Annotated in this window: 13 protein-coding genes; 1 reads left to right on the top strand and 12 read right to left on the bottom strand. The window is 71.0% G+C overall.

Annotated elements, in window-relative coordinates:
• Window positions 1–45: 45 nt before the first annotated feature.
• The 5 genes from AC27LF_RS07650 to AC27LF_RS07630 all read right to left on the bottom strand — a co-directional run bounded on the left by AC27LF_RS07650 (window position 46) and on the right by AC27LF_RS07630 (window position 5,952).
• Window positions 46–759: an aggregation-promoting factor C-terminal-like domain-containing protein gene (locus tag AC27LF_RS07650; protein WP_479656366.1), complete on the bottom strand. Its 714-nt coding sequence runs from the start codon at window positions 757–759 to the stop codon at window positions 46–48.
• A 460-nt stretch (window positions 760–1,219) separates the two neighbouring features.
• Entirely contained in the window at window positions 1,220–2,545 is a 1,326-nt protein-coding gene (gene phoH2, locus AC27LF_RS07645) for an RNA 5'-3' helicase PhoH2 (protein ID WP_479656367.1), read from the bottom strand.
• Between the two features lie 377 nt (window positions 2,546–2,922).
• Window positions 2,923–3,696 (bottom strand): isoprenyl transferase, encoded by a 774-nt coding sequence (locus AC27LF_RS07640; RefSeq protein WP_479656368.1) that lies wholly within the window; start codon window positions 3,694–3,696, stop codon window positions 2,923–2,925.
• 896 nt (window positions 3,697–4,592) lie between these two features.
• Window positions 4,593–5,402 carry a methyltransferase domain-containing protein gene (locus AC27LF_RS07635; RefSeq protein WP_479656794.1) on the bottom strand — a complete coding sequence of 270 codons (810 nt, stop codon included), beginning with the start codon at window positions 5,400–5,402 and terminating at the stop codon, window positions 4,593–4,595.
• A gap of 46 nt (window positions 5,403–5,448) precedes the next feature.
• Complete coding sequence (locus AC27LF_RS07630) at window positions 5,449–5,952, bottom strand: GNAT family N-acetyltransferase (protein ID WP_479656793.1); 504 nt, start codon at window positions 5,950–5,952, stop codon at window positions 5,449–5,451.
• A 203-nt stretch (window positions 5,953–6,155) separates the two neighbouring features.
• Between AC27LF_RS07630 and AC27LF_RS07625 the strand changes: the two genes are divergently transcribed.
• Entirely contained in the window at window positions 6,156–6,533 is a 378-nt protein-coding gene (locus tag AC27LF_RS07625; protein WP_479656792.1) for a DUF192 domain-containing protein, read from the top strand.
• A 22-nt stretch (window positions 6,534–6,555) separates the two neighbouring features.
• Here the strand turns inward: AC27LF_RS07625 and AC27LF_RS07620 are convergent, their stop codons facing one another.
• The 7 genes from AC27LF_RS07620 to AC27LF_RS07590 form a co-directional block, all read right to left on the bottom strand.
• The gene (locus AC27LF_RS07620; RefSeq protein WP_479656791.1) at window positions 6,556–7,188 is read right to left on the bottom strand and encodes an OmpA family protein; all 633 of its coding nucleotides are present in this window, start codon (window positions 7,186–7,188) and stop codon (window positions 6,556–6,558) included.
• Window positions 7,189–7,195: 7 nt separating this feature from the next.
• The gene (locus tag AC27LF_RS07615) at window positions 7,196–7,777 is read right to left on the bottom strand and encodes a hypothetical protein (protein WP_479656790.1); all 582 of its coding nucleotides are present in this window, start codon (window positions 7,775–7,777) and stop codon (window positions 7,196–7,198) included.
• Window positions 7,778–7,811: 34 nt separating this feature from the next.
• On the bottom strand, window positions 7,812–8,405 hold the full coding sequence (locus AC27LF_RS07610; RefSeq protein WP_479656811.1) for a pilus assembly protein TadG-related protein: 594 nt from the start codon (window positions 8,403–8,405) through the stop codon (window positions 7,812–7,814).
• Complete coding sequence (locus AC27LF_RS07605) at window positions 8,402–8,632, bottom strand: hypothetical protein (protein WP_479656810.1); 231 nt, start codon at window positions 8,630–8,632, stop codon at window positions 8,402–8,404. The genes AC27LF_RS07610 and AC27LF_RS07605 overlap by 4 nt, the downstream gene beginning before the upstream one ends.
• A 113-nt stretch (window positions 8,633–8,745) precedes the next feature.
• Window positions 8,746–9,504 carry a response regulator gene (locus AC27LF_RS07600; protein WP_479656789.1) on the bottom strand — a complete coding sequence of 253 codons (759 nt, stop codon included), beginning with the start codon at window positions 9,502–9,504 and terminating at the stop codon, window positions 8,746–8,748.
• Between the two features lie 14 nt (window positions 9,505–9,518).
• A complete protein-coding gene (locus AC27LF_RS07595; protein ID WP_479656809.1) occupies window positions 9,519–10,745 on the bottom strand; it encodes a sensor histidine kinase in 1,227 nt (408 codons plus the stop codon).
• 257 nt (window positions 10,746–11,002) lie between these two features.
• Complete coding sequence (locus AC27LF_RS07590) at window positions 11,003–11,890, bottom strand: DUF5936 domain-containing protein (protein ID WP_479656788.1); 888 nt, start codon at window positions 11,888–11,890, stop codon at window positions 11,003–11,005.
• Window positions 11,891–11,901 lie beyond the last annotated feature (11 nt).

The following is an 11,901-nucleotide window of genomic DNA, read 5'->3' as shown; positions in this document are numbered from 1 at the left end:
AGGGGCTGTGCGGGGTTGAGAGGTAAGCGACGAACCGCTGTTCGCCTAATACCAGTGGTTGGCCTGCCAGAACGACCAGGCGTCGCAGGGACTGCCGTAGCGGTCGTTCATGTAGTTCAGCCCCCACTTGATCTGGGTGGCCGGGTTGGTCTGCCAGTCGGCGCCCACGGAGGACATCTTGGAGCCCGGCAGCGCCTGGAAGAGGCCGTAGGCGCCGGAGGAGGCGTTGACGGCACGGTAGTTCCAGCCGGACTCGTGGTCCACGATGTTGCTGAAGCACTGGAACTGGCCGCTCGCGACCATCTGCCGCGCCATCGCCTGGATCTGCGCGACCGAGTAGGAGCTCTGGACGGGGAAGCTGGCGGCGCCGACGCTCTGGCTGCGGCTTGCCTCCTTCGCGGCCTCCTCACGCTCCTTGGCCGCCTTCGCCGCCTTCTCGGCGGCCTCCTTCTTCGCGATCGCGGTCTCGGCGGCCGCCTTGCGGGCCGCCTCCTCGGCGTCCTTCTTGGCGCTCGCGTCCGCGGCGATGGCCTGCGCGTCCGCCTGCTGTGTCAGGGACGCGGTCTGCACCTGGGCCTGCTGACCCGCGGGTATGTCCGCGAGAAGCGTCGCGTCGGTTGCCGTCGCCTCGGCGTCGTTGTTCTGCGCGACGCTGCCCGAGGCAACTCCGACGACGCTTCCGACGGCGGTGACCGCGGTGGCCGAGGCCACTGCGAATCCCCGGACCGAAATCCGGCTCACACGGTTTCCTTCCAGCATCGCCCGCTTCGGTGACCCTGGCGGACGCAATCGTGCCCCTGACGCTGGCCTCCCAACTGCGGGGTCACGGGAGGCACGGGCCCGGTGGGCAACTCCCTGCGCGGGAGCGCCGCATGGTGCTCGGGCGGCATACGACGACGCTATGGAGTTGACCGTGGTGCCTGGGTGCTGCCGTACCTCCCCCACAGCCCTAAGGGCGTGGGAGGTGCCCCCACGGGGCACGGCTGTGTCGTATGCGGGGCCTGACAGGAGTGAGACTCTGCCGTAACCCGGCGCCGGTAGGCAATTCCGAGTTGCGTGTGAAAGCTCACATCTCGTTTGGCCCCGGCGTTTTCAGGAATCCCCCACACATCACGGCGCCGCCCGGCTAGGCTCATCGCTTTGCCGGACGGCGCCAACCAGCGGGTAACCGACCCAAGTCGACCAGTCGGGTCGGATGCGCCGGATCGGAGGTCTCGGGTCAGATGTGTCCGTCCTCCAGCATTTCGGTCACGAGCGCGGCGATCTGGGACCTTTCGGACCGGGTCAGCGTGACATGCGCGAAGAGCGGATGCCCCTTCAGCTTCTCCACCACGGCGACGACACCGTCGTAGCGGCCGACCCGCAGATTGTCCCGCTGCGCCACGTCATGGGTCAGCACCACCCGCGAGTTCGCCCCGATCCGGGACAGCACGGTCAGCAGTACGTTCCGTTCCAGTGACTGCGCCTCGTCCACGATCACGAACGCGTCGTGCAGCGAACGCCCCCGGATGTGGGTCAGCGGCAGGACCTCCAGCATCCCGCGCGCGGTGACCTCCTCGATGACCTCACGGCTGGTGACCGCCGACAGCGTGTCGAACACCGCCTGCGCCCACGGGCTCATCTTCTCGGCCTCGGTGCCGGGCAGATAGCCCAGCTCCTGCCCGCCGACCGCGTACAGCGGACGGAAGACCATCACCTTCTGGTGCTGACGGCGCTCCAGGACCGCCTCCAGGCCGGCGCACAGCGCCAGCGCCGACTTGCCGGTGCCGGCCCGGCCGCCCATGGACACGATGCCCACGTCCGGGTCGAGGAGCAGATCGAGGGCGATCCGCTGCTCGGCGCTGCGGCCCTTGATGCCGAACACCTCCCGGTCGCCGCGCACCAGGCGGATGGTGCCCTCCGCCGTCACCCGGCCGAGCGCCTTGCCCCGCTCCGACTGGATCGTCAGACCGGTGTGCACGGGCAGTCCTGCGGCCTCGGGCACCTCGGCGTGCCCCTCCTCGAAGAGCGTGTCCACCTGTTCGGCGGACAGGGTCAGCTCGGACATGCCGGTCCAGCCGGAGGAGTCCGTGATGGCCAGCTCCGCGCGGTACTCCTCGGCGAGCAGACCGACGGAGGACGCCTTGATGCGCAGGGGCAGGTCCTTCGAGACGACGGTGACGTCGAACCCCTCGGCCTGCAGATTGCGGGCGACGGCGAGGATGCGTGAGTCGTTGTCCCCCAGGCGGTAGCCGGTGGGCAGCACGCTGGGATCCGAGTGGTTGAGCTCGACACGCACGGTCCCGCCGAGGTCCCCGATCGGGATGGGGGCGTCGAGACGGCCGTACCGCACCCGGTAGTCGTCGAGCAGACGCAGCGCCTGCCGGGCGAAGTAGCCGAGTTCGGGATGGTGCCGCTTGGCCTCCAGCTCCGTGACCACCACGATCGGGAGCACGACCTCGTGCTCGTCGAAGCGGGTCAGGGCGTTCGGGTCGGCCAGCAGGACGCTGGTGTCGAGAACATAGGTGCGCCGGTCGGGCTTGTGGCGCTTTGTGCTGGTCACCACGGAAGGACGTACCCCCTCGGATGAGGTCGGGGAGCGACGGGACGGAAGCTGGGCCGGGAGGGCGGGAAAAACCAGGCCGGTCGCCGGCCGCACCGCACACGCGCGGGCCGGGAACCGGCCCTCCGCGGCTGCTTCCGTGCGGTGACGGCACGGTCGGGCTGGTGCAAAGGGCCTCCCGGGCGGGCGGCCCCGTGCCGCCCGCTGAGATCCGACACCCGTGGTTCGGGTGTCGACCTGTTTGGCTTATGCCCTGGAAGATGCATTGCCATGCAAGTGCATGGGACGGCGCGCCGGTGAACACCTCGTTGCCGCCACCCCACCGGGGGCGTACGGAATGTGTGCCGTGCGGGGCGCCCGGGGCCCGCTACCGCGCTCGTTCAGCCGCCGTAGCGCCGGTGCCGCGCCGCGTAGTCACGCAGCGCACGCAGGAAGTCGACCTTGCGGAAGGCCGGCCAGAAGACATCACAGAAGTAGTACTCGGAGTGGGCCGTCTGCCACAGCATGAAACCGGACAGCCGCTGCTCGCCGCTGGTCCTGATCACCAGATCGGGGTCGGGCTGGGCGCTCGTGTAGAGGTGGCGCCCGATCATGTCGATGTCGACGGACTCGGCCAGGTCCTCCATGGTGACGCCCCTGTCGTGGGCGTCCAGGAGCATGGAGCGCACGGCGTCGGCGATCTCCTGCCGACCGCCGTAGCCGATGGCGACGTTGACCAGTATCCCCTTGACGTGGGCCGTGGCCTCCTCGGCCTCCTTCAGCGCCAGCTGCATCGGGGAGGGCAGCAGGTCCGGGGTGCCGACGTGGTGCACGCGCCAGCGGCCGTCGGCGGCGAGCGTGCGCACGACGTCCTCGATGATGCCGAGGAGCGGGACCAGCTCTTCCTGCGCGCGGTCGAAGTTGTCCGTGGACAGCAGCCACAGGGTGACGACCTCGACGTCCGTCTCGGAGCACCAGCCGAGGAATTCGCCGATCTTGTCCGCACCGGCCCGGTGGCCGTGGACGGTGCTGGATCCCGCGGCCTTCGCCCAGCGCCGGTTGCCGTCCATGATGACGCCGATGTGCTTGGGCACCTGAGCGTGGTCCAGGTGGCCTTCCACCCGGCGCGCGTACAGCCTGACCAGGAGGCCGCGCAGCTTGTCGCGCAGGTTCACGTGATGTCAGCCCCTCCGTACGGTGCGGGTGCGTCCCCGCGGGCCCGAAGCCTACTCCTGCGGGGCTCCGGCACGGTTTCGGGGTCGCGCCGCGGTGGGTCGTCCGCACCCCGGTGAGGGGGACGGCACACGGCGGCCCAACGGTTCCCTCCCCGGCGGCGGAGGACGCCTCGGGGGCGGGGCGCGGGCCGGGGGCATGGGGCGGGGGCCGGGGGCATGGGGCGGGGGCCGGGGCATGGGGCGGGGGCGTGGCAGGCGGGGCGTGGCAGGCGAGAGGCGGGGCGGCCGGGGGGCGTGGCGGGCGCACAAAGAAAACGGGCCGGTCCGTGGGGGGGAGACGGACCGGCCCGAGGGGGGGTTTCCACCATAACCCTTCGTAAGGGATCCCGTGTGCATCGGCGTGCCACAATTACTCTCCGGAGTCGCCCGGCGACGCCCTGAGGGCGGCGGAACCCCTTGTTCAGGGCCGTTCCATGGCCGATTCACAGCGGAATCCCAGGCGGCCGGGCCATGCGTCGAATGATCGACAGGCGTGGCGCGTCCCGGCGCCGCTGCGGACAGTCGCCACGCCGTCCCTCCGTTGGGCTAATTCGGCAGCGAACGGTGGCTTGACGGGCGCACGGGCGCATACCGGCACCGCGCAGCCCCCTCCGCCACGCGGTGCCGACCGCGCGGCTTTGCTCACGCGAATTGCCTTGGTCTGAACTTACGTGAGGGCACCCCGCAGATGCGAGCCGCTTGCGATAACGATGTGGAAACCCCGCCGACACGCGCGCCCCGCGCCGACACGCCGGCGCGTAGGATGCCCCGGCCCCGCCACCGTCGCCGAGCCGTCCCCGAGGGGCGATTCCCGGCCAATTCTTCCGTCCGGCCCGCAGGCGCCCGGCTCGAAGCGGTCAGCGGTCCGGTCTACGGGCGTCGAAGAGGTGCCGGGTGCTGTGCGCGACGAAGGGCCCCTCGGCCTCGATCCGCTCGTGCAGGGCCCGCAGCCGGGGCTCGTACGCCTCGACGGTGAAGCCCGGGACCATCCAGACGACCTTGCGCAGGAAGTGCACGACGGCCGCGATGTCATGGAACTCCATGCGCAGCCGCTCGGCCCGCAGGTCGACGACCTGAAGCCCGGCCCGCTCGGCGTCGGCGCGCTCACGGTCGGGGTGGCGGGCGGTGCGGCTTGGCTCCGGTTGCGGCCCGAGGAAGAACTCGACCAGTTCGAAGACGCTGGCCGGCCCCACGTGCTGCGCGAAGTAGGTTCCCCCCGGGCTCAGCACACGGGCGATCTCGTCCCAGTGCGGGCGCACAGGGTGCCGGCTCAGCACCAGGTCGAAGGCCCCGTCGGCGAAGGGCAGCGGCGCGTCGTCCGGCGCCGAGACGACCACGGCGCCGCGCGGGCGCAGCAGCGCGGTGGCCCGGGCGACGTTCGGCGGCCAGCCCTCGGTGGCCGCGAGCAGTGCGGGCCGGGCCGGGGCCGCCGTGGCCAGCGCGACGTCAAGGACCTCGCCGCCCCCGGTCTGGATGTCCAGCGCGGCCGTGGCACGGGCCAGCCGGCCGGCCGCCGAGCGTGAGTACCCCCAGGACGGCCGTTCCTCGCTGGCGCGTCCCTCGAACCAGGAGAAGTCCCAGCCCTCGGTGGGCACGGCGGTGCCCTCCGCGACGAGGTCTTCGAAGGAACGAGGAGAACGGGGCTCTTTCGGGTGTGTCCGGTCCATGCACGGATCGTCGCAGGGCGCCGCCGGTGGGCGCCGCTGCTTTTTCTCACGGCGCGACCCCCCGCACCTCCTCTCGCAGGGCGAGCAGGAGGTGTAGGTCGTCACCGTGGCGTACGGTGCCGGCGTCCTCGAAGCCGTGCCGTCTCAGGAGCCGGACCGATGCCGTGTTGCCGGAGAACGGGTCGGCGTACAGGGGCCGGGTGCGCTCCTGGCGCAGGAAGAGACCGAGGGCACGGGACCCCACGCCGCGCCCCCAGTACGCCCGCCCCAGCCAGTAGCCGATGAACCGCCGGTCGTCCTGCGACCAGGAGACGATGTTGCCGGCCACCTCGCCGCCCACGGTGACGGTCCGCACCAGGTTGTCGGGGTCCCCCAGCACCCTCGTCCTCCAGTGCTTCAGGAAGGCGTCCCGCTCGCGCGGCGGGAACTTCGACCGGCGCACGGCCTCCGGATCGTGCTCGTAGGCGAGGAAGGTCTCCAGGTCGGCGTCGACCACCTCGCGCAGCCCCACGGCACGGGGCTCGGCACCCCGCGCGGACTCTTCACTCATCTCCGCCGCCTCCTCTGACGGACTCCGCCGTGGAATCCGTCGTGCTGTCCGTCGTGCTGTCCGTCATGGACGTCGTCATGGGAGAGGAGTGTGACAGGACCCACTGACAATCCCGGGCGGCCCGTGTCGCTTGACCGTCATGTCGTGCGGAGGGGGCCCGGTGGGGGGCGGAGCGGTACGGTTTTGAGGGAGGTGGGGTAGGGATGCGGCGTTGGCGGGACGGGCGGGCGGAGCTGGCGGTGTACGGGGTGCGCGGGGGGCGGGTGTCGGTACCGCTGGAGATCGCGGCCTCCTACCGCGCCCGTACCAAAGGGTTGTTGGGGCGCGATGCGGTGGACGGGGCGATGCTGCTCTCCCCCGCGGGCAGCGTGCACACCTTTCGCATGCGGATGCCCATCGATGTCGCCTACCTCGACCGCGATCTCACCGTGATCGCCGTACGCACCATGCGGCCCGGGCGGCTCGGCCTGCCCCGGCCGCGGTCACGGCATGTGCTGGAGGCCGCGGCCGGGGCCATGGCGGGGTGGGGCATCGAGGCGGGAGCGCGGGTGAGCGTGGAGGGGGCGGGCGACGGCCGGTGAGTCCGGGGCCCTCCGGGTGGGGTCAGTTCGCCGAGCGGGGGAAGGAGACCTCGACCCTTCTGTTCTTCTTCCGGCCCGACTCGGTGGAGTTGTCCGCGATCGGGTACTGCTCGCCGTAGCCCCGTACCTCGAAGGTGACGTTCGCGTCGTTGAGGTCCTGGTCCAGGACCGCCTGTACGGCGTTGGCCCGCTGCTTGGACAGGACGTCGCCGTGGGCCGAGGAGCCCAGGTTGTCCGTGAAGCCGAACACCCGTACCTGCGTCGCCTTCTGGTTCTTGATCTCCTCCGCGATCGAGGCGATACGGGCCCTCGCCTCCGCGCTCAACCTGGCGCTGTCCTTGCCGAACAGCACCTCGGCCTGGAGGGCGAACTTCACGTCCGCGTTGGTGTCCTCGCGGCGTTCGTCGCCGCTCTGGTCCTCCACCACGGACTTGATGTCGAGCACCTTGGGAGCGGCGAGCGTCGCGCCCTCCGGCAGCTTCAGATCCGGGTCGTTGGGGTCGACCGCGACCGGCGCGGACGCCGATGCCTCGGTACCCGGCGGAACACTGGGGTCGGACTCGTCGGCGCGGGCGGGGGTGGCGGCGTGGAGGGAGGCGGCGAGAAGCACGGCGGCGGTGCCCACGGCCAGCGAAACCCGGTCTACGATGATCACGTGCGCCTCACCCGGAGATCTGGATGGTGGCGGTGGGGAAGCCAGGCAGTTGGAAGCCGACTTCGGGGGTGCCGGTCGGGGGCGAGGGGAACTGCATGAACACCGGCAGGGACTCTCCGGCTTTCAAAGCGGGCAGGCCGGTCGTGGTGAGGGGGCGGCCGTCCGTGTCACGCAGGACGTAGTAACGCTTCTTCCCCTTGGGGTCCACGAGCGTCGCGCCGCCCAGCGAGCTGCCGTTTCTGATGATCTCTGTCTCATTGCCGCTCAGATTGGACGGGATGACCGCTGTGGTGCCGCTGTCGTTCTTCATCGTCGCGTTGACCGTTACGAATCCGCCCGAGTCCCGGTCCGCGGAAGTGATCTGGAGCAGCAGCCCGTTGGGCCCCTTCAGCTCGGCCAGCGGCTGGTCGGCCTGCCCTTCTTGAGCACTCGGCTTCGGCCCACCGTCCTTGGAAGCCGACGCGGTCGATTCCGGCTTCTTGTCGTCGCTACCGCCGCCACCGCAGCCGACCGCCCCGAGTGCCAGACCGGCCGCGATCGTGAACGCGACCAGCCCTCTGCGACTCTTCGCAGTGAACCGAATGCTCATGACTCCGCTTCCTTCTCGACTCGTCGTTCGCTTGTCACTCGGCCAGGTGCACGTCGAAAAGGTCCTCGGGACCCGGGAGATCAGCGAGATCATCCGGATTGAGGTCCCAGTTCTCTTTGCAGGTGAGCTGCGGCAGTGCGTTGTCCTCGGCGTCTTCATCAAGCGGGTCGAAGGTGCACAGCGGCTCTATCACGGCCGTGGCGGACGCCGTCGACCTCACGTCCTCCGTACCGGGCACTACGGAGTGCCCGACGGGCTTGTCGGTCTGGACGTCGACCCGATAGGTGAGCGGATCGAGCGCCTCGCAACTCCGTACCGTCGCATCGTTCTGAGCGGCGAGTTGCTCGGCACGCCAGCACGAGGGATTCAACGGCACGTTGCCGTCGAAGACGTCCTGCCATGTGCTGGGATCGAGCACGTCCTCCAGCCATGCGCCGGCGAGTTGGTCTCGGGCGTTCTGAGCCGCGGCGAGCGCCGCCGCGTCCGCCGCCGTCTGGGCGCCGTTCCGGTTGGCCGCGGCCTGGCCGATCGCCAGATAGGCCAACGCAAGAAAGAGCAGACCCGCCACCACCGTGATGTAGATGGGGAAGGCCTGCCCTGCGTCCCTCGAACCGTGCGGCCGCGTCAGGTGATCTCGGTGATCTTTGCCTTGATCTTGTCGAGAATGGTCTGCCCAATGTCCGTACCGGTGATAGCCAGCACGATCGCCACCACCACGGCGATGATCCCCAGGTACTCGACGGCGGTCTGGCCGCGGTCGGCCGCGCGGCGTTGCAGGGCGGCCGCCGTCGTGTTCTTCCAGCCGTTCAAGCGAACCTTCGCCGCCACGGCAGTCCTCAGCATCAGGTCGCTCATCGTGCTCCCCTCCGGGTTCGCCTTCGATCCAGTGAACGTACGATGCCGTGCCGCGTTCGGCACAGGGCCCCAGGGCCCATTGCCGGGCCCAACGTGCGTCGCGGGGCGGCATGTCAGGCCACCCCCAGCCATTTGGCGGCCGCCTGGGCGCGGCTGGTGCTGTGGAGCTTGGCGAAGATGCGGTTGATGTGGTTCTTGACCGTCTTCTCGCTGATGAAGCACACGGCGGCGATCTGCTGGTTGTTCAGTCCGGACGCGACGAGGTCCATGATCTCCGCCTCCCTCGTGCTGAGTTGGTAGCGCGACCGCATCGAGGGTCCCACAGCGGGTTGCAGTTGCGAAAGGTTTTGTGGAGAAGTACGGCGAGAGTTGTGGGCGAGTTCAGGTTCGGTGTGTGCAGTTGCATGCGCTCGTTGACGTAGGGGAGCCATCAGCGCCCCGGCCGCCGCGGGCGTGAAGTGCGGACGTCCCCGGGTGATGTCCCGTACCGCGGTGACCAGTTGGTCCACGGTGAACTCGCCGTGCACCAGATAGCCGCCCGCGCCCAGCCGCACCGCCTCCTGGACGTTCTCCGTCTCGTGGCTGTAGGTGAGCATGATGACCGGGGCCAGCCGCGCCAGGTGCGGCAGGGCCGACAGCCCGTCGACGCCGGGCATGCGGACGTCCAGGAGGACGACGTCCGGGCGGTGTTCCAGGGCCGCTTCCCAGGCCGCGCGGCCGTCCGCTGCCTCCGCCACGACCGTGGTGTCGTCCCGGCCGCCGAGGAGGGCGGTCAGGCCCGCTCGGACCACCGGGTTGTCGTCGGCGACCACGATCCGGAGCGGTGCGGCGGGGACGGTCGGGGGAAGGTTCTCGAAGGGGTTCACCGGCATCGGGGTGCCTCCTCTCATGCGTCTTCGGCCTCGTGGGCCGGTGCGGGGGTGGGGGGTGTCAGCGCCGCGAGCGGCAGTTCCAGCAGGATCTCGGTGCCGCGGGGGTGGTCGCCCCGTCCGATGTGCAGGCGGGCGCCGACCGTCGCGGCGCGTTCGGCCATGCCGACCAAGCCGAAGTGGCCGGTGCGGCGCAGTTGTTCGAGGGTGCTGCCGGGGGGCAGGCCCCGGCCGTCGTCGTACACGCTCAGCCGCAGCAGCCCGCCCTGGACGTTAGCCCGTACCTCCACCCGGTACGGCGCCCCGTGCCGGTGGGCGTTCTCCAGGGCCTCGGAGACGATGGCGAAGAGGTGCCGGGCGACCGCCGGTGGGACGGGGGGCAGGGGCAGCTCGCCGGTTCGGCGGCACTCGGCACGCAGTCCCGTGCGGGTGCGGAACTCGGCGGTGAGCGCGGCCAGTTCCGGCAGCAGTTCGATGCCGTGCCCGGGGTCGTTCTCGCGGCGCAGGTCGGTGAGCAGTTCCCGGGCCTCCGCCGCCGCCCGGCGGGCCGAACGGGACACGAGGTGCGCCTGCTGTTCGATCAGGGCGGGGTCCGTGCGGGCGCCCGCGGCGGCCGAGGCGGCCAGACCGTCGGCCGCGAGGGCCACGCCGTGCAGGGTCTTGGCCACCGAGTCGTGCATCTCCCGGGCCAGCCGGGCGCGTTCGGCGCTCACCGCCTCCGTGACGGCGAGCCGGGCCTGCACCGCCGTCAGGGCCTGGGTGGCGGCGCCGAAGCGGAGCATCAGGTTGCGCAGGGTGGAGCCCATGGCCCCGGCGATGACGCACAGGCCGGGCAGCAGCAGCGACTCGGTGACATCGGCCCCGCGGCCCTGCTCCAGGGTCGCGTGGACCAGGAGCAGGATCAGGGACTGGAGCGAGGCGAAGCAGGCCGCGCCGCGCCAGCTGTAGAGGAGTCCGGCGAGGAGGGGGGTGCAGACGCTGACGTAGGCGAGGGTGGTGTCCGGGCCCGCCGAGACGAGCAGGAGGGAGCCGATGAGGGTGTCCGCCGCCAGCAGGGTGGGGTGGCGCAGGAGCAGCGGGCCGAATCGTGCCCAGTCGCGGAACAGGACGTACGACACCATGAACGTGATGACGACGGCGCCGCCCACCAGGCGGACGCCGAGGCCGGGGGACGCGTTGACCAGTGCGGCGGGCGCGGCCAGCGCGATCATCGCGAGGCGGAACCCGAAGACCTGCCGGCACATCGCCTGCAGGGCGCGCAGTTGCAGTCGCTCGGGGGCGGTGTCCGGCCGGGTCACGTCCTCCAGTCGTTCCCGGCCGGGTGTGCGGCCGAGTTCCCCGCCCGTTGGGTGCGGGTGGGTCTGTCCGGTGCCGGTCGGGTCCGTCGCCCCGCGGGCCGGCGTCCGTCTCGTCCACCCGGGCAGGCGTACGCGGCGGCGTCCGGCCGCACCGTCTCCCGTCACCGTCACCGCGCTCACCCCCGCCCCGCCCGCTTCCCCGTCTACTTGCCCGTGATGGAGCCGAAGTCCACCCCGGAGCCCAGCAGGAGTCCGGTGCCCAGCAGGAGCATCGTGGCCGGAACCATGAACGTGGTGATCATCAGCGTGGCCTTGGGCACCGCACGGGCGGCCTTGCGGCGGGCGTTCTGCGCGTCGGTGCGGCGCATGTCCTTGGCGAGGGCCACGAGGGTGTCGACGATCGGCGCGCCCAGTTCCTCGCCCTGCTGCAACGCGGTGACGAACATGGCGACCTGCTCGGAGTCGTTGCGGCGGCGCAGTTCCGCGAACGCCTGGCGGCGGCTCATGCCGAGGTCCATCTGGCGCAGGGTGATGCGCAGTTCGTCGGCCCAGGGGCCCTCGTACCTGGCGGCGACCCGGTCCAGGGCCTGCCGGAAGCCCAGCCCCGCGCTCACCACCACCGCGAGGACGTCAAGGAAGTCGGGGAGCGTGCGCTCGATGACGTCCCTGCGGATGCGGATCGCCGACCAGATGCCGACCTCGGTCCAGAACGCGCCGAAGGCGAGCAGGAGCAGCGCGAGGAGGTACTGGCCGCGCATCAGCATCACCAGGAAGCCGACGCCGCCGAGCGCGCCGTAGACGGCCCGTCGTGCCGCGTACCGGTCGATGGTCAGGCCGCCCGGGTTGCCCGCGAGGTCGATCCTGCGGCGGTACTTGGCGACCCGTTTGGGTCCCATCAGGCGCAGCACCGCGGGGGCGTAGCGCATGCCCATGCGGTCGACCAGCGAGCCGACGGCGCCGGTGCGGGTGGCGCCGACCTCCAGGGCCACGGCCAGGTCGCGCGGCAGCCTGGCCTCCGCGCGGTACATGCGGATCCCGGCGAACACGCCCCAGACGCTGAGGCCCGTCACCGCCGCCAGCAGCAGTCCCATGCCGATCCCCT

The organism is Streptomyces diversicolor (genome assembly GCF_057537855.1).
Note: the sequence above shows the minus strand (reverse complement) of the source record. Positions and strands in the feature narration are given on the sequence as shown.

Bases quoted from the DNA above. Each gene is read 5' to 3' on its own strand.
- AC27LF_RS07650 (WP_479656366.1), bottom strand. From the start codon at position 759: ATGCTGGAAGGAAACCGTGTGAGCCGGATTTCGGTCCGGGGATTCGCA.
- AC27LF_RS07635 (WP_479656794.1), bottom strand. From the start codon at position 5,402: ATGGACCGGACACACCCGAAAGAGCCCCGTTCTCCTCGTTCCTTCGAA.
- AC27LF_RS07630 (WP_479656793.1), bottom strand. From the start codon at position 5,952: ATGAGTGAAGAGTCCGCGCGGGGTGCCGAGCCCCGTGCCGTGGGGCTG.
- AC27LF_RS07625 (WP_479656792.1), top strand. From the start codon at position 6,156: ATGCGGCGTTGGCGGGACGGGCGGGCGGAGCTGGCGGTGTACGGGGTG.
- AC27LF_RS07615 (WP_479656790.1), bottom strand. From the start codon at position 7,777: ATGAGCATTCGGTTCACTGCGAAGAGTCGCAGAGGGCTGGTCGCGTTC.
- AC27LF_RS07605 (WP_479656810.1), bottom strand. From the start codon at position 8,632: ATGAGCGACCTGATGCTGAGGACTGCCGTGGCGGCGAAGGTTCGCTTG.
- AC27LF_RS07600 (WP_479656789.1), bottom strand. From the start codon at position 9,504: ATGCCGGTGAACCCCTTCGAGAACCTTCCCCCGACCGTCCCCGCCGCA.
- AC27LF_RS07595 (WP_479656809.1), bottom strand. From the start codon at position 10,745: ATGTGCCGGCAGGTCTTCGGGTTCCGCCTCGCGATGATCGCGCTGGCC.
- AC27LF_RS07590 (WP_479656788.1), bottom strand. From the start codon at position 11,890: ATGGGACTGCTGCTGGCGGCGGTGACGGGCCTCAGCGTCTGGGGCGTG.